This window comes from Glycomyces sp. NPDC048151 (assembly GCF_043202775.1).
GTDB lineage: Bacteria > Actinomycetota > Actinomycetes > Mycobacteriales > Micromonosporaceae > Glycomyces.
Map to the genome: position 1 here is coordinate 388440 of NZ_JBIDBB010000004.1, position 16971 is coordinate 405410.

10 protein-coding genes are annotated in these 16971 nt (G+C 71.0%); 6 read left to right on the plus strand and 4 right to left on the minus strand.

Annotated features, from left to right (window positions below; all coding sequences use genetic code 11):
* Positions 1-22 precede the first annotated feature (22 nt).
* Entirely contained in the window at positions 23-1345 is a 1323-nt protein-coding gene (hisS, locus tag ACGGCP_RS11665) for a histidine--tRNA ligase (protein WP_392964513.1), read from the plus strand.
* A gap of 51 nt (positions 1346-1396) precedes the next feature.
* Here the strand turns inward: hisS and ACGGCP_RS11670 are convergent, their stop codons facing one another.
* The 4 genes from ACGGCP_RS11670 to ACGGCP_RS11685 form a co-directional block, all read right to left on the minus strand.
* Positions 1397-2590, minus strand: coding sequence for an NAD(P)/FAD-dependent oxidoreductase (locus ACGGCP_RS11670; protein ID WP_392965096.1), 1194 nt, complete (start codon positions 2588-2590; stop codon positions 1397-1399).
* 115 nt (positions 2591-2705) lie between these two features.
* Positions 2706-3653, minus strand: a complete 948-nt coding sequence (sigJ, locus tag ACGGCP_RS11675; protein WP_392964515.1) for an RNA polymerase sigma factor SigJ — start codon at positions 3651-3653, stop codon at positions 2706-2708.
* 68 nt (positions 3654-3721) lie between these two features.
* The gene (locus ACGGCP_RS11680; protein ID WP_392964517.1) at positions 3722-4501 is read right to left on the minus strand and encodes a resistance to Congo red protein; all 780 of its coding nucleotides are present in this window, start codon (positions 4499-4501) and stop codon (positions 3722-3724) included.
* A gap of 193 nt (positions 4502-4694) precedes the next feature.
* Positions 4695-5636, minus strand: a complete 942-nt coding sequence (locus ACGGCP_RS11685; RefSeq protein WP_392964520.1) for a hypothetical protein — start codon at positions 5634-5636, stop codon at positions 4695-4697.
* Positions 5637-5994: 358 nt separating this feature from the next.
* Between ACGGCP_RS11685 and gltB the strand changes: the two genes are divergently transcribed.
* The 5 genes from gltB (at position 5995) to ACGGCP_RS11710 (ending at position 16907) form a co-directional block, all read left to right on the plus strand.
* Entirely contained in the window at positions 5995-10506 is a 4512-nt protein-coding gene (gene gltB, locus ACGGCP_RS11690; RefSeq protein WP_392964522.1) for a glutamate synthase large subunit, read from the plus strand.
* Complete coding sequence (locus ACGGCP_RS11695; protein WP_392964524.1) at positions 10499-11968, plus strand: glutamate synthase subunit beta; 1470 nt, start codon at positions 10499-10501, stop codon at positions 11966-11968. The genes gltB and ACGGCP_RS11695 overlap by 8 nt, the downstream gene beginning before the upstream one ends.
* 146 nt (positions 11969-12114) lie before the next feature.
* Positions 12115-13524, plus strand: coding sequence for a pyruvate kinase (gene pyk, locus ACGGCP_RS11700; protein ID WP_392964526.1), 1410 nt, complete (start codon positions 12115-12117; stop codon positions 13522-13524).
* Positions 13525-14421 carry an acyl-CoA thioesterase gene (locus tag ACGGCP_RS11705; protein ID WP_392964529.1) on the plus strand — a complete coding sequence of 299 codons (897 nt, stop codon included), beginning with the start codon at positions 13525-13527 and terminating at the stop codon, positions 14419-14421.
* 260 nt (positions 14422-14681) lie between these two features.
* A complete protein-coding gene (locus ACGGCP_RS11710) occupies positions 14682-16907 on the plus strand; it encodes an acyltransferase family protein (protein ID WP_392964532.1) in 2226 nt (741 codons plus the stop codon).
* Positions 16908-16971: the final 64 nt, after the last annotated feature.

A 16971-nucleotide genomic window follows, 5' to 3' on the forward strand; every position in this document is an offset into this window, starting at 1 on the left:
CGAACAACGCTAGGAGACCGCCATGTCACGACCCCAGCCGCTCTCGGGTTTCCCCGAACTGCTGCCCCGGCAGCGGATCGTCGAGCAGCAGGTCGTCGACCACCTCCGCCGCGCCTTCGAGCTCCACGGCTTCGCGAACCTCCAGACCCGCGCCGTCGAGCCCATGGACCAGCTGCTGCGCAAGGGCGAGACCTCCAAGGAGGTGTACGTCCTCAGCCGCCTCCAGTCCGACGGCGACGAAGGCGACGTCGGCCTCGGCCTGCACTTCGACCTCACGGTGCCCTTCGCGCGCTACGTCCTCGAGAACGCCGGGAAGCTCAACTTCCCGTTCCGCCGCTACCAGATCCAGCCGGTCTGGCGCGGCGAGCGCCCCCAGCAGGGCCGCTTCCGCGAGTTCTGGCAGGCCGACATCGACATCGTGGACGTCGGCGAGCTGCCCGCCCACTACGAGGTCGAACTGCCGCTCGTCATCAACGACGCCCTGAGCGGCCTGCCGATCCCCAAGGTCCGCATGCACGTCAACAACCGCAAGCTCTCCCAGGGCTTCTACCGGGGCGTCGGCATCGGCGACACCGAAGAGGCCCTGCGGATCATCGACAAGCTCGACAAGATCGGGCACGACGCGACCGCGAAGCTCCTCGTCGAACGCGTCGACGCCACCCCCGAGCAGGCCGAGGCCTGCCTCCGGCTCGCCGCGATCAGCGCCGAGGACACGTCGTTCGTCAACGAGATCCGCGCCCTCGGCGTCATCGACCCGCTCCTCGAGGAAGGCCTGAACGAGCTCGCCGCCGTCGTGGGCGCCGCCGCGAAGGAGGCCCCCGGCTTCGTCGTCGCCGACATGAAGATCGCGCGCGGCCTCGACTACTACACCGGCACCGTCTACGAGGTCTTCATCGAAGGCCAGGAGCACCTCGGCTCGGTCTGCTCGGGCGGGCGCTACGACACCCTCGCCTCCGACGGCAAGCACACCTATCCCGGTGTGGGCCTTTCGATCGGCGTCTCGCGCCTGCTCGTCCCGCTCCTCAACTCCGGCGCGCTCACCGCCGACCGCGAGGTCCCCACCTGCGTGCTCGTCGCCCTCGCCAACGAGGACGAGCGCTCCGCCGCCAACGGCCTCGCCCAGCGCCTGCGCAAGCGCGGCATCCCGACCCAGGTCTCGCCCACGGCCGCGAAGTTCGGCAAGCAGATCAAGTTCGCCGACAAGCGCGGCATCCCCTTCGTGCTCTTCACCAACGACGAAGGCACCCAGATGAAGGACATCCGCTCGGGCGACCAGGCCACCGTCGACGTCGACGCCTGGAACCCCCCGGCCGAAGACCTCAACCCCCGCATCATCGCCGAATAACGAGAGCGAACGGGCGCCCCCGCATCGTGGGCGCCCGTTCCGCAGCCCGCACTACGCGAGCGCCTTGACGTTCGAGCCCTGCGCGGTCGCGGCCCGCGCGACGCGCTTGCGGCGCACCGGCATCCCCATCGTCGGGTTCGCGGTGCCCCACGCGGCGCCCTTGCAGATGAGCTCCTTGTACAGCGCGGCCGTGCGCCCGCGCAGGAACCCGGTCTTCGCCCGGTCGTCGGCCGTCACGAACTGGATCAGGCCCTCCTTGCGGCCCAACGAGATGCACTGCTGCGCGTACGCCAGCGGCACCTTGCCGCGCTTCGCCCCCGTGAGCTCCGCCGCGATCGCGTCGGCCGCGATCCACGCCATCGGAATGCCCGAAGCGCACGACATGCGCAGCGGCTTGCCGACATCGCTCATGCCGTAGCCCGCGTCGCCCACCGCGTACACGTCCGGGTGCGACACCGAGCGCATGTCCCGGTCCACGACGATCTGGCCCCGGTCGGTGACCTCCAGCGTCGTCGCCGCCGCGATCGGGTGCACCGCGAAACCGGTGGTCCAGATCGTCAGCGCGGCAGGGATCTCCCCGGCCTCGGTCTCGACGGCGTCGGCGCGCACGCCGGTGACCCCCGCGTGCTCGTGGACGCGGATGCCGAGCTTCTCCGCGACCTTGCGCAGGTGCGCGGCTGCCTTCGGTGTGAGCCAGTCGCCGAAACCGCTGCGGACGGCGATCGACACGTCCAGGTCCGGCCGGGCCTCGGCGATCTCGGTGACCGCCTCGACGCCCGTCAGGCCGCCGCCGACGACGACCACCGACTGCCCGGCGTCCAAGCGGGCCAAGCGCTCCCGCGCCTTCAGCGCGCCGGGGCGGCTCGCGATCTCGTAGGCGTGCTCGGCCGTGCCGGGGACGCCCATGTCGTTCCAGCCGCTGCCGAGGGCGTACACGAGCGTGTCGTACTCGAGCTCGGCCGCGCCGTCCGCGTCGGCGACCGCGACGGTCTTGCGGTCGGCGTCCACGGCGGTGACCTTCGCCAGCCGCAGCTCGACCCCGGTGCCCTCCAGCATCTCGGCGAGCGGGCGCGGCTTGAGGTCCTGCCCGGCGGTCACCTGGTGCATGCGGACCCGCTCGACGAAGTCGGGTTCGGCGTTGACGAGGGTGATGCCGACGTCCTCGGTGCTCACCTTCCGGGCGAGACGGCCGGCGGCGCTGGCACCGGTGTAGCCGGCGCCGAGGACGATGATGCGGTGCTGCATACCGTGCTTCTGTGCATGGGACATGGCGTGCTCCTGTCTGGATCGGGTTCGCCACTTGAACCGGGCGGCCCCGCGATCCCTGACAGGTTCTCGACGTGAAGCACGTCACATAGGTTTAGAAGGCGGCGACCAGGAGCGGTTCGCCGTGGTCGGCGCTGTTCCACTGGGCCGTCGCCCGCTCGAGCTTGTCGGGGTTGACCTGGTTGCGGAACGCCGCGATGCCGTCCTCGCCGACCTCCAGGACCATGACGCCGACGACGCGGCCGTCGAGGACCGCGACCGCCGCGGGCTCGCCGTTCGCGGTCCACGCGTACACCTCCGGCGAGCCGCCGAGGATCCTCCGCTTCGCCTCGGCGGGCCGGAACAGGCCCCACAGGAACTTCGCGACGGCGGTCGCGCCCGCGTACGGCTTGGTGCGCGCGGGGATCTTCCCGCCGCCGTCGCCCATCGCGTAGGCGTTCTCGGTGAGCAGCTGCACCAGCGGCGCGACCGACCCGCCGGTGGCGGCTGCCAGGAACTCCTCGACGATGCGCCGCGCGTCGGCCTCGTCGATCTCCTTGCGCGCCTTGCCGTCGGCGAGGTGCTTCTTGGCGCGGTGGAGGATCTGCTGGCTCGAGGCCTCGCTGATCTCCAGGAACTCGGCGATCTCGCGGTGCGGGTAGTCGAAGGCCTCGCGCAGCACGTACACGCCGCGCTCGACCGGGGTGAGCCGCTCCATGAGCGTGAGCACCGCGTAGGACACCGACTCGCGCTGCTCGGCGGTGTCGGCCGGGCCCAGCATCGGGTCGCCCGCGAACAGCGGCTCGGGCAGCCATTCGCCCACATACGTCTCGCGGCGGGCGCGCGCCGACGTGAGCTGGTTGAGGCACAGGTTGGTGAGCACCTTCGTCAGCCACGCCTCCGGCACCTCGATGCGCCCGCGGTCGGCGGCCTGCCAGCGCAGGAAGACCTCCTGGACGGCGTCCTCGGCCTCGCCCGCCGAGCCGAGCAGGCGGTAGGCGATGGCCTCCAGGCGGGGCCTGGAGGCCTCGAACCGGTCGAGTTCGGTCACGGTGACGGGCATGGACCGATCGTAGCCCGCGACGGGCCGTGCCAGTCGGTCTCGATGCGGCGCAGCGGTTGTGCGCGCTCCTAGACTTCCTTGACGCAGTAGACCGCGGTGATCGAGTCGATCTCGGGGTCCCAGTCGCGGCCCGCGGCGATCGCGGTGTCCGTGTAGTAGTAGTTCGTGTTGCCGGTGCCCGCGCACGCGTCGGCGGCCGCGACGGAGTGGGCCGGGTCGGTCGGCTCGGGGTCCTCGGGGCTCTGCACGACCTTGAGGACCTCCCAGTAGGCGAGGTCGGACGAGCAGTCGACGACGTAGAAGCCCTCGGGGTTGTTCTCGATGCACTCGCCTTCGGCCGGGACGCGGTACACCGATTCGCCCTCGGTGGTCTCCTCCTCCGCGCTCGGCTCGTCCGAGGTCTCCTCGGCTTCGTCGGAGGTCTCCGCGGCGGCGGTGGTCTCCTTCGCCGGGTCGGGGTCGTCGTCGCCGCTCATGCTGAGGCCCAGCATGATGCCGCCGCCGATGACGGCGACCACGACGACCACGAGGGTGATGATGAGCGGCGTGTTCGAGTTCCCGCGCGGCGGCGGGGGCGCGGCCTGGCCGGGCTGGAACGCGCCGCCGGGCGGGCCGACCGGGGGCTGCGTGTAGCCGCCGGTCTGGGCGTACGCGGGCCCGGGGGAGTAGGGCTGGCCGGGCGGGGCGCTGCTGGGGTGGCTCGGCGCGGTCTGGTAGCCGCCGGGGGCGTACGGGTCGGGGCGCGAGTACGGGTCGGCGTCGGTCGTGTAGTGCTGGGGTGCGGGCGAGGGCTGGCCGTAGCCCGGCGACTGGTTGGGGTCGTAGGGGTTCGGCGGGGGATAGGCCATGGGGTTCTCCGTCGCGGGCAGGGTTCGAGGGCGTTATGGATGCGCTTGGGTTCCATCATATTGCTCTCTTGCGACGCACTCGGCCCTTGCGCCTGCGCACGCGTGCGGCGCACACCGGCACCGCGCGGACTTCCCGGGGCGCGAAAAAGGGCCGCCCCGGGCGGGGCGGCCCTCAGGCCTGTCGGTGTCCGCGTCAGGCGTTGTCGCTGCTGCAGTAGGCGAAGTAGACGAGTCCGTCACCGCCGGTCACGGGGGTGGCGTAGTAGTCCGAGTTCACGCAGCCGCCGAGGGCGGTGGTGGTGTCGAACGAGAGCTCGTCCACGGGCGGGTCGTACGTCTCGACCTCGTCGACGACGTAGAGCGCCAGGGTGTTCGCGCAGTCGAAGGTCCGCAGGCTGTCGTCGGTGCAGTCGCCGGTGTTCGGCGTGACGGGGCGGCCGCCGTCGGCGTCCTCCTTGTCGATGGCCTCGACGCAGTAGAGGTAGTCGACCGGTCCGCCGGTGCCCGAGATCTCCTCGGTGTAGACGTACTGGAACGACAGCCACGGCTGGCCCGGGGTCCAGCCCATGTACTCCTGGCCGCAGAACGAGGCGGCGATCGACGGGTCGGTCAGCTGGCCGGAGTAGTCGACCTCGGCGCCCGAGTCGTCGGAGACCTGGGTGATCGTCCAGAACGCGGCCGGGTCGTCGCAGGGGACGACCAGCTCCGCGTCGGCGGTCGCGGCCGCGTCGGACATGCAGTCGCCGACGGCGGCGGCCTCGGCGGCCTGCATCTCGTCGTCGGAGAGGGTGGTGTCGGTGCCGTCCGAGTCGTTGCCGGAGTCGCCGCCGGCGAAGGCCCGCACGATGACGATGATGACGCCGATGACGAGCACGCCGGCGCCGCCGAGGATCTTGGCGACGAGGCCGCCGCCACCGCCGCCGGAGGCCGGGGGCATGGGCGGCGGGGCGCCGTACGGCGCCGGGGGCTGCTGGGGGGCGCCGTAGCCGGGCTGCTGCGGCGCGCCGTAACCGGGCTGGGACGGCTGGCCGTAGGGCTGCGGCTGCGGCTGGGGGGCGTACCCGCCCGGCTGCTGCGGCGGGTAGCCCGGCTGCTGCGGCTGCTGTCCGTAGCCAGGGGGCGGGGGATAGGTCATTGGTGCATTGCTCCTTGCGAACGTACTGTGGGTCGGGGGTGTACCGGCACGGGGGATGGGCACCGCGCGAATGTTGGTTCACTCTAACCACCGGCCGCCACCGGTTCGCGCCGCCCGCCCCACTGTGCAGGTGCGTTACGCGGCCATTACGAGCGCGTTGCCCTGCCGACGTCGTACGCGTGAGAAAAACCGCTCGACCTGCTCGGATCGTAGGACGATGGTGTCCATCAGATGAGCGATGGATTACACTCGTCAGACACTTTGCATTCTCTCGGGCCGACGTCGTCCCGTATGAAACACCGTAGTGCTCCGCGCCCCCACCTGCTGCTGGAGCCCTCGACGACGAAGGAGGCCACGGTTGCGTTCTGCCCTGAACTCAGAGCCCGGTCTTTACCGCCCCGCTTGGGAACACGACGCCTGCGGCGTCGCGTTCGTCGCCGACATGCAAGGCCGAGCGGCCCATGAGGTCATCGAGCACGGGCTCTCCGCGCTCGTGCGCATGGAGCACCGCGGCGCCACCGCCCCCGACCCCGATTCGGGCGACGGCGCGGGCATCATGCTGCAGATCCCGGACGCCTACTACCGCGACACCGTCGGCTTCGCCCTGCCCGAGGCCGGGCACTACGCCGCGGGCCTGGTGTTCACCCCCGAGGACGACGAGTCGACCGCGCGCGCCCGCGCGATCGTGGAGAAGTACGCCGTCGCGGAGGGCTGTACGGTCCTCGGCTGGCGCGACGTGCCCACCGACCCGTCCGGGCTGGGCGCCGCCGCCCTGGCCTCCAAGCCCCGCGTCTCCCAGGTCTTCCTGGCCGCCGAAGACGGCCTCGCCGCCGGGCTCGACCTCGACCGGCTCGCCTTCGCCGTGCGCAAGCAGGCCGAGCGCGAGCTGCGCGAGCGCCACCTCGACGGCGCCGCGATCGTCGGCCTCTCCTCCCGCACCATCGTGTACAAGGGCATGCTCACCCCCGCCCAGGTGCCGCAGTTCTACCCCGAGCTGGCCGACCCGCGCCTCAAGAGCGCGATTGCCCTCGTCCACTCGCGGTTCTCGACCAACACGTTCCCGTCGTGGCCGCTCGCCCACCCGTTCCGGATGGTCGCGCACAACGGCGAGATCAACACCATCCGCGGCAACCGCAACTGGATGACCGCCCGCCAGGCCGAGCTCGCGACCGAGGCCCTGCCCGGCCGCCTGCGCCGCCTCTTCCCGATCAACACCCCGGGCGGCTCGGACTCCCTGAACTTCGACGAGGTCGTCGAGCTGCTGCACCTGGGCGGGCGCAGCCTGCCCCACGCGATGCTCATGATGATGCCGGAGGCCTGGGAGCACAACGCGACCATGGACCCCAAGCGCCGCGACTTCTACCGCTACCACGCGTCCATCATGGAGCCGTGGGACGGCCCGGCCGCGGTCTGCTTCACCGATGGCGTCCAGATCGGCGCGGTCCTCGACCGCAACGGCCTGCGCCCCGCCCGCTGGTGGCGCACCACCGACGACCTGGTCGTGCTCGCGTCCGAGTCCGGCGTGGTCGACATCGAGCCCTCCAAGGTCGCCCAGAAGGGCCGCCTGGAGCCGGGCCGCATGTTCCTCGTGGACACCGGGGCCGGCCGCATCCTCGACGACGAAGAGGTGAAGGACGCCCTCGCGAAGGAGCACCCGTACGGGGACTGGCTCCACGCCGGGCTCATCCGCCTCGAGGAGCTGCCCGAGCGCGAGCACGTCGCGTACGACCCCGAGTCCGTGCGCCGCCGCCAGCTCACCTTCGGCTACACCGACGAGGAGCTGCGGCTCATCCTGGCGCCCATGGCCTCCAAGGGCGAGGAGCCGCTCGTCTCCATGGGCTCCGACACGCCCATCGCGGGCCTGTCGAAGCGCCCGAAGCTCCTGTTCGACTACTTCACGCAGCTGTTCGCGCAGGTCACCAACCCGCCGCTGGACGCGATCCGCGAGAAGCTCGTCACCGCGCTCGGCACCACCGTCGGCCCCGAGGGCAACCTGCTCGAGCCCGGCCCGCACTCGTGCCGCCAGATCGAGCTGGCCCGCCCGATCCTGCACAACGACGAGCTGGCGAAGATCCTGCACATCGACGACGACGGCGACATGCCCGGCTTCAAGGCCGTGCGCGTCTCCGGCGTCTACAAGGCCCGCCACGGCTCGCGCGGCCTGAAGGACCGCCTGGTCGAGATCTGCCGCCACGTCTCCGAGGCCATCGAGGACGGCGTGCGCATCCTCGTGCTCTCCGACCGCGACTCGACCGCGGACCTCGCGCCGATCCCGTCGCTCCTGCTCACCGCCGCCGTGCACCAGCACCTCGTGCGCGAGCAGACCCGCACCAAGGTGGCGCTGCTGGTCGAGACCGGCGACTGCCGCACCGTGCACCACGCCGCGGTCCTCCTCGGCTACGGCGCGGCCGCGATCAACCCGTACCTGGCTTTCGACTCGATCGAGGAGCTGAGCGCGCAGGGCGTCGTCGACGCCGAGCCCGCCCAGGCGGTCGAGAACTACATCAAGGGCCTGTGCAACGGCGTCCTCAAGGTGATGTCGAAGATCGGCATCTCCACCGTCGCCTCCTACACGGGCGCGCAGATCTTCGAGGCCGTCGGCCTCGACGCCGACTTCGTCGACCGGTACTTCACCGGCACCGACTCCTCGATCGGCGGCATCGGCCTGCAGACCCTCGCCAAGGAGGTCGCCGAGCGCCACCGCTCCGCCTACGAGCGCAAGATCGAGGCGAGCGAGCCGCTGCCCCCGGGCGGCGACTTCCAGTGGCGCCGCGAAGGCGAAGTCCACCTGTTCAACCCCGAGACGGTGTTCCTGCTCCAGCACGCCACCCGCTCGGGCCAGTACGAGGTGTTCAAGCGCTACACCGACAAGGTCAACGCGATCGCCGCCGACTCCGGGCTGCTGCGCGGCATGCTCGGCTTCGACGACGCCCGCGAGGCGGTCCCGCTCGACGAGGTCGAACCGGTCGAGTCGATCGTCAAGCGCTTCCACACCGGCGCGATGTCCTACGGCGCGCTCTCGGCGGAGTCCCACGAGACCCTCGCGATCGCCATGAACCGCCTCGGCGGCCGCTCCAACTCCGGCGAGGGCGGCGAAGCCGTCGACCGCCTGTACGACCCGCTGCGCCGCAGCGCGATCAAGCAGGTCGCGTCGGGCCGCTTCGGCGTCACCTCCGAGTACCTGGCCACCGCCGACGCCATCCAGATCAAGATGGCGCAGGGCGCGAAGCCCGGCGAGGGCGGCCAGCTGCCCGGCTACAAGGTCTACCCGTGGATCGCGGACACCCGGAACGCCACGCCCGGCGTGGGCCTCATCAGCCCGCCCCCGCACCACGACATCTACTCGATCGAGGACCTGGCGCAGCTCATCCACGACCTCAAGCACGCCGGAGGCGGCGACGCCGAGGTCCACGTGAAGCTCGTCTCCGAGACCGGCGTCGGCACCGTCGCCGCGGGCGTCTCCAAGGCCAAGGCCGACACGATCCTCATCTCCGGCTACGACGGCGGCACTGGCGCCTCCCCGGCCAACTCGATCAAGCACGCGGGCACCCCGTGGGAGATCGGGCTCGCCGAGGCCCAGCAGACCCTGATCCGCAACGGCCTGCGCGACCGCGTGAAGCTCGAAGTGGACGGCGCGATGAAGACCGGCCGCGACGTCGTCGTCGCCGCGCTGCTCGGCGCCGAGGGCTTCGGCTTCGCGACCGCGCCGCTCGTCGTCACCGGCTGCGTCATGATGCGCGTCTGCCACCTCGACACCTGCCCCGTGGGCGTCGCCACGCAGGACCCGCGCCTGCGCGAGCGCTACACCGGCAAGCCCGAGTTCGTGGAGAACTTCTTCCGCTACATCGCCGAAGAGGTCCGCGAGCTCCTCGCCGAGCTCGGCTACCGCAGCCTCGAGGAGGCCATCGGCGCGGTCGAGCGGCTCCAGCAGGTCCCCGGGCCCGGCCGCAAGGCCGCCCGCGTCGACCTGTCGAACGTCATCGCCTCCCCGGTCGAGGGCCCGCGCACGCAGGCCACCGTCCAGGACCACGGCGTCGAGGGGACCCTCGGGGCCCGCATCGTCGACATCGCCCGCCCCGCGATCGAGCAGGGCGAGCGGGTCACGGCCGAGCTCGAGATCCGCAACACCGACCGTTCGGTCGGCGCGCTCCTCGGTGCCGCGGTCTCCCGCGCGCACCGCGAGGGCCTCACCGAGGACACCGTGAACCTGACGTTCCGCGGCACCGCCGGGCAGTCCTTCGGCGCGTTCCTCACCCGCGGCGCGAGCTTCAAGCTCGTGGGCGACGCGAACGACTACGTCGGCAAGGGCCTCTCGGGCGGACGCCTCGTGCTCACGCCCGACGCCGGGGCCCCGTTCAAGGCCGAGGAGAACGTCATCGCCGGGAACACGCTCCTGTACGGGGCGACTTCGGGCGAGGTCTTCATCCGCGGCAAGGTCGGCGAGCGCTTCGCCGTCCGCAACTCCGGCGCGGTCGCCGTCGTCGAAGGCGTGGGCGACCACGGCTGCGAGTACATGACCGGCGGCACCGTCCTCGTCCTCGGCCCCACCGGCCGCAACTTCGCCGCGGGCATGTCCGGCGGCGTGGCCTACGTGTGGCGCCTGGACGAGTCCCGCACCAACACCGCGCTCGCGGACCTGGACCCGCTGTCGGCCTCCGACATCGACCTGGTCCACTCGCTGCTGCTGCGCCACGGCCGGGCCACCGGCTCCGCCGTCGCCGCGGACCTGCTGGCCGAGTGGCCGCGGGCCGCGAGCGGCTTCACGAAGGTCATCCCCCGCGAGTACAAGGCCGTCCTCGCCCGTCAAGCCATTGACACGATCACGACCCGCACGCTCGTCCTGACCGAGAAGGAGGCCGCCAATGCCTGATCCGAGCGGATTCCTCGAACACGGCCGCGCCGTCCCGAAGAAGCGTCCCGTGCCGGTGCGCATCCTCGACAACCGCGAGGTCTACACGCGCACCAGCAAGGACCTGGTGACGGCGCAGGCCTCCCGCTGCATGGACTGCGGCATCCCGTTCTGCCACAACGGCTGCCCGCTGGGCAACCGGATCCCGGAGTGGAACGACCTGGCCCGCACGGGCCGGTGGGGCGCGGCGATCGAGCAGCTGCACGCGACGAACAACTTCCCGGAGTTCACCGGGCGGCTCTGCCCGGCGCCGTGCGAGGCGGCGTGCGTGCTGGGCATCGGGGACGACCCGGTGACCATCAAGAACATCGAGGTCGAGATCATCGACCGCGCGTTCGACGACGCGAACGTCCGGCCGCAGGTGCCCGAGTTCCGCAGCGGCAAGTCCGTCGCCGTGGTCGGCTCGGGCCCGGCGGGCCTGGCGGCGGCCCAGCAGCTGGCCCGCGCGGGCCACTCGGTCACCGTCTACGAGCGCGACGACGCCCCCGGCGGCCTGCTGCGCTACGGCATCCCGGACTTCAAGCTCGAGAAGCACCAGATCGACCGCCGCGTCGAGCAGATGCGCGCCGAGGGCGTCGAGTTCGAGTGCGACGTCAACGTCGGCGTCGACATCACCGCCGAGGACTTGCGTGAACGCCACGACGCGGTGATCCTGGCCGTGGGCGCGCTCGAAGGGCGCGAGACCGAGCAGCCGGGCCGCGAGCTCGCGGGCATCCACCAGGCGATGGAGCACCTCGTGGGCGCCAACCAGGTGGTCGCGGGCAAGGCCCCGTTCGCGCCGATCGACGCCAAGGGCAAGCACGTCGTCATCATCGGCGGCGGCGACACCGGCGCGGACTGCCTGGGCGTGGCCCACCGGCAGGGCGCGGCCTCGGTCCGCCAGCTCGACCTGTACCCGACGCCGCCGGAGGTCCGCAACGGCGCCAAGGACCCGTGGCCGACGTGGCCGGTGATCGTGCGCAACTACCCGGCGCACGAGGAGGGCGGCGAGCGCAACTACGCGTCCGCGGCCGCCGAGTTCATCGGGGACGAGCACGGCCACGTGCGCCAGATGCGCTTCAGCGAGGTCCGGGTCGACAAGTCCCAGGGCCGCCGCGACATCATCCCGGTCGAGGGCACCGAGCAGGTCGTCCCGGCGGACCTCGTCCTGCTGGCGATCGGCTTCGCGGGCACCGAGGACCAGCCGCTGCTGCGGCAGTTCGGGATCGAGCGCAGCCGCCGCAACGTGATCGACTGCGGCGAGGACTGGCAGACGGACGCGCCCGGCGTGTTCGTCGCGGGCGACGCCCACCGTGGAGCGTCGCTCATCGTGTGGGCCATCGCCGAAGGGCGCGCGGCCGCGGCCGCCGCGCACAAGTTCCTCGGCGGCCAGACGGCGCTCCCGGCGCCGGTCGAATCGAACGCACAGGCGCTCGTCGCGTAAGTGCAATAGGCGGAATTGAGCGCAGTGAATATATTCTTGCGCTCAATTCCGCCTACCTTTGTTTTGCATTCCGGCGGCGGTGAATTCCACCTCTCAACTGCGGAGACCCTGCGAGTGCGAGTAGGCGTCCGATATAAGCTCGCAGGGTGACTCGTAGAGCAAAAATCGTCTGCACCATCGGGCCTGCCACCGCCACGCCCGAGCGTATGGCCGGCCTGATCGACGCCGGTATGAACGTCGCCCGCATGAACTTCTCCCACGGCGCCCAGGCCGACCACGAGGCCGTCTATCAGATGGTCCGTGAAGCCGCCGAGGCCGCCGGGAAGCCCGTCGCCATCCTGGCCGACATGCAGGGCCCCAAGATTCGCCTGGGCACCTTCGCCAACGGCGTCGAGCAGTGGGACGCGGGCGACCGCATCAAGATCACCTCCGACGACATCGACGGCACCCACGACCGCGTGTCCTGCACCTACAAGAAGCTGCCGGCCGAGGTCTCCAAGGGCGACCGCCTCCTGGTCGACGACGGCAAGCTGGCGCTCGAAGTGCTCAGCGCCGACGACACCGACGTCGAGTGCCTCGTGGTCGAAGGCGGCCCGGTCTCGAACAACAAGGGCCTGTCGCTGCCGAACGTGAACATCTCCGTCCCGGCGCTGTCCGAGAAGGACATCTCCGACATGAAGTTCGCGCTGAACCTCGGCGTGGACCTCATCGCGATGTCGTTCGTGCGCAGCCCCGACGACGTCCGCCTGGGCCACAAGGTGATGGACGAGGTCGGCGTGCGCCGCCCGATCATCGCGAAGGTCGAGAAGCCCGAGGCCGTCGCGCGCCTCGAGGAGATCGTCCGGGCCTTCGACGGCGTCATGGTCGCCCGCGGCGACCTGGGCGTCGAGATGCCCCTCGACGAGGTCCCGATCGTGCAGAAGGAGATCGTCCGCCTCTGCCGCGAGAACGCCAAGCCCGTCATCGTCGCGACCCAGATGCTCGACTCGATGATCGAGAACGCCCGGCCGACCCGCGCCGAGGTCTCCGACGTCGCCAACGCCGTCCTCGACGGCACCGACGCCGTGATGCTGTCGGGCGAGACCTCGGTCGGCAAGTACCCGATCGGGACCGTCCGCACGATGGCCAAGATCGTGGAGACCACCGAGAACGGCCCGATCGCCCTGCGCGAGCTGCTGCACGACCCGCGCACGAAGTCCGGCGCGGTGACCCACGCGGCCGCCGAGATCGCCGACGCGATCGGCGCGAAGGCCCTCGTGGCGTTCACCCAGACCGGTGACACCGTCAAGCGCCTCGCCCGCCTCAAGCCGAACCGCCCGATCTACGGGCTCACCCCGATTGAGAGCGTCCGCAACCAGATGGCGCTGTCGTGGGGCACCGACTCCTACCTGGTCGAGCACGTCGACCACACCGACCAGATGTTCCAACTGGTCGACAAGACCCTGCAGGAGCACCACCTGGCGCAGCCGGGCGACCTCGTCGTCATCGTGGCCGGGACCCCGGCCGGGACTCCGGGTTCGACGAACACCGTCCGGGTCCACCAGATCGGCTCCTAGATGAGGGAAGTCCTCGTAGGCCAGGACGCCGTGGACTCGCTCCTCGGCGTCCTCGACCTCGAAGAGATCGACAAGGGCCTGTTCCGGGGCCCGCGCGCCGAGGTCGGCCTGCAGCGCGTGTTCGGCGGCCAGGTCGCCGGGCAGGCGCTGGTGGCCGCCGGGCGCACCGTTCCGTCCGACCGCCGGGTGCACTCGCTGCACGGGTACTTCGTGCGCCCCGGCGACTCGACGAAGCCGATCGTCTACCAGGTCGAGCACATCCGCGACGGCCGCTCCTTCTCCGTACGACGTACGGTGGCGCTGCAGAACGGGCAGACGATCTTCTTCATGTCCGCCTCGTTCCACACCGGCGAGCGCGGCCTGGAGCACTCGGACCCGGCCCCGGACGGCCTGGCCCGGCCCGAGGACATCCCGCCGCTCAGCGAGCAGCTGAAGTCCCACCCCGACCGGCTCGGCATGTGGGCGCGCGTGCCGCGCCCGATCGACATGCGCTACGCGGGCGGCGGCTCGGGCTTCTCGGCCTCGGGCGAGCGCCCGGCGCAGGAGCACCAGCGGGTGTGGATGAAGGCCGACGGCCGCCTCCCCGACGACCCGCTGATCCACGTGTGCGTGCTCACGTACGCGTCGGACCTGACGCTGCTGGACTCGGTCCTGTCGCGCCACGGCGAGGTCTGGGGCCCCGGCGGCTACCTCGGGACGAGCCTGGACCACGCGCTGTGGTTCCACCGGCCGTTCCGGTTCGACGACTGGATCCTCTACGACTCGATGTCGCCGACCGCCGCAGACGGGCGCGGCCTCGCTCAGGGCCGGTTCTTCGACGCGAACGGGGTGCACCTCGCCTCGGCGACCCAGGAGGGCCTGCTCCGCGAGACCCCTGAGCCCCCAGGGGTTCCCTAGAGCGGACGAAACACGCGGCGAGGGCGCATCCGGACCTCCGGGTGCGCCCTCGCCGCGTCCCCGGCACTGCTACCCGTGGTGAGAACACTGCTCTCCGTGGGGATTGAGGCGTATATCACCGCTTTAGAGGGGGTAGATCCCATTAACCGGGCAATGTTATGGTCTGCGTTCGTCCCCGGTAAGACCCCCGACCCCAGTCCGCCCAGCCTTGCCCGGCTGGGGAGTCCGATGCCCGGTGAACCGTTCGGAGACCGAGATCCATGCGTCTGACCAACGCACCAGAACCGGCGAAGACGTCCGTTGACGCCGCCGCCCGCATAGCACCGAAGCGGGATCCCGAGACCTTGGCGCTCAAGCGCATCGCTCGGGAAGACCACCAGCCGACCAGTGCGCGCCCCAGCCACTGGCGGCCCGACATCGAAGGCCTCAGGGCCGTCGCCGTGGGCGTCGTCATCGCCGCCCACATCGGCTTCCCTTACATGGCAGGGGGATTCGTCGGCGTCGACGTCTTCTTCGTCATCTCAGGCTTCCTCATCACCTCGCTGCTCCTGCGCGAGATCGACAAGACGGGGACCGTCTCCATCGCGGGCTTCTACGCCCGCCGTGCCGTGCGGCTCCTCCCGGCCGCCGCGACCGTCCTCATCGCCACGCTCGTCGCCGCCTGGCTGTGGCTGCCGCGCACCAGACTCGGCGACATCGCCGCCGACGCGGCGACCGCCGCGCTCAACGTCATCAACCTCCGCCTCGCGCAGGAGGGCACGGACTACCTCAACGCCGAGGTCCCGCCGTCCCCGTTGCAGCACTTCTGGTCGCTCGCGGTCGAGGAGCAGTTCTACATCGTCTGGCCGCTCGTCCTCCTCGCGATCGCGTTCCTGGGCGCGAAGCTCTCCACGCCCGGGAAGTTCACGGCCGCAAGGCACCGCAACCGCGGTCCCGGCCGCACCGCGGCCATCACGGCGTTCCTCGCCGTCGCGGGCGGCGCCTCGTTCTGGGCCAGCGCCGCCTGGTCCGCCGACGACCCCGTCTGGTCCTACTTCGGGATCCACACGCGCGCTTGGGAACTCGCCGTAGGCGCGCTCGTCGCCGTCGCGGCGGGCCGCATCCGCGCATGGGCGCCTACATGGGCGGCCGCGCTCGCGTCCTGGGCGGGCCTGGCGATGATCGTCGCCTCCGTGTTCGTCCTCGACGAGCACACCGTGTTCCCCGGCACCGCAGCGCTGCTGCCGGTCGCGGGCTGCGCGCTCGTGATCGCCGCCGGGTGCGCGCCGCACCGCTTCGGCGCCGGGACGCTCCTGGGCGTCCGCCCGGCGCAGTTCGTCGGGAAGATCTCGTACGGGCTGTACCTGTGGCACTGGCCCTTGATCATGATCGGCCCCACGGCGATGGGCCTCGAAGAGGTGCGGGTGCGCCACTACCTGTTCCTCATGGCCGTCGCGTTCCTGCTCACGATCACCACGTTCTACCTGGTGGAGAACCCGATCCGCACGAAGAAGCCGCTCGTGCAGGTGCCGTCGCGGGCGCTGGCGCTCGGCGGCGGGCTCATCACGGGCATGCTCGCCGTGTCGATCCTCATGGTGCAGCAGCCGATGCCCGCCGAGGAGAACGGCGAGGCCGCCGAGATCACCGGCGACGACAGCACCGTGTGGGAGATGATCGGCGAATCCTCCGATGTGGAGTCCGTTCCGGCGAACCTCACGCCGTCGCTCGAAGCGGCGGGCACCGACGAGCCCGCCCTGTACGCCGACGACTGCGTCACCGACCGTGAGAGCGCCGACCTCGCCGACTGCGTGTTCGGCGACCCGGACGGCACCAAGACCATCGTCTTGTTCGGCGACTCCCATGCCGCCCAGTGGTTCCCGGCGTTCAACCAGCTCGCCGAGGCCTCCGGCTGGAAGCTCGTCCCGATCGCGAAGGCGGGTTGCAGCGTCTCGGACGTGACCGAGCGCGACAGCAGCCTGGGTCGCCGCTACACCGAGTGCGAGGAGTGGAAGGAGAAGGCGTTCGACGAGATCGAGTCCCTCGAACCCGACGTCGTCGTCACCTCCGCATACGACGAGAAGGAGGTCCTCGCCGACGACCCCGACCAGGCGTGGGCCGACGGCTGGGCCGAGAGCCTGAACCGCCTCGACGACGCGGCCGACGAGGTCTACTACCTGGCCGACTCCGCGAACCCGCCCGGCGACACCCCCGAGTGCCTCGCCGAGCACTCCGACAACGTCACCGAGTGCGTCGTCAGCGTCGAGCAGGCCACGACGCGGCCGGAACGCCGCGAGGCGACCATCGCGACCGTGGAGGCGGAGACCGATGTGAAGATCGTCGACCCGATCCCGTGGATGTGCGACATGGAAAGCGACTCCTGCCCGGTCGTCGTCGGCAACTTCCTCGTCTACCGCGACGGGAACCACCTCTCCCCGCGATTCGTCGCCGAGCTCACGCCGCAGGTCGCGGCGGCGATCCCGTTGGAAGCCCAGGAGGTCGCCAGGTAGTCCCGGGACACAATCCGCCGCACTGAGGTGGGCCCGCATTCGAACCTGAATGTAGGCTCACCTC

Coding starts and splice junctions, on each gene's coding strand:
- hisS (WP_392964513.1), top strand. CDS start 23: ATGTCACGACCCCAGCCGCTCTCGGGTTTCCCCGAACTGCTGCCCCGG.
- ACGGCP_RS11670 (WP_392965096.1), bottom strand. CDS start 2,590: ATGCAGCACCGCATCATCGTCCTCGGCGCCGGCTACACCGGTGCCAGC.
- sigJ (WP_392964515.1), bottom strand. CDS start 3,653: ATGCCCGTCACCGTGACCGAACTCGACCGGTTCGAGGCCTCCAGGCCC.
- ACGGCP_RS11680 (WP_392964517.1), bottom strand. CDS start 4,501: ATGGCCTATCCCCCGCCGAACCCCTACGACCCCAACCAGTCGCCGGGC.
- ACGGCP_RS11685 (WP_392964520.1), bottom strand. CDS start 5,636: ATGACCTATCCCCCGCCCCCTGGCTACGGACAGCAGCCGCAGCAGCCG.
- ACGGCP_RS11695 (WP_392964524.1), top strand. CDS start 10,499: ATGCCTGATCCGAGCGGATTCCTCGAACACGGCCGCGCCGTCCCGAAG.
- ACGGCP_RS11705 (WP_392964529.1), top strand. CDS start 13,525: ATGAGGGAAGTCCTCGTAGGCCAGGACGCCGTGGACTCGCTCCTCGGC.
- ACGGCP_RS11710 (WP_392964532.1), top strand. CDS start 14,682: ATGCGTCTGACCAACGCACCAGAACCGGCGAAGACGTCCGTTGACGCC.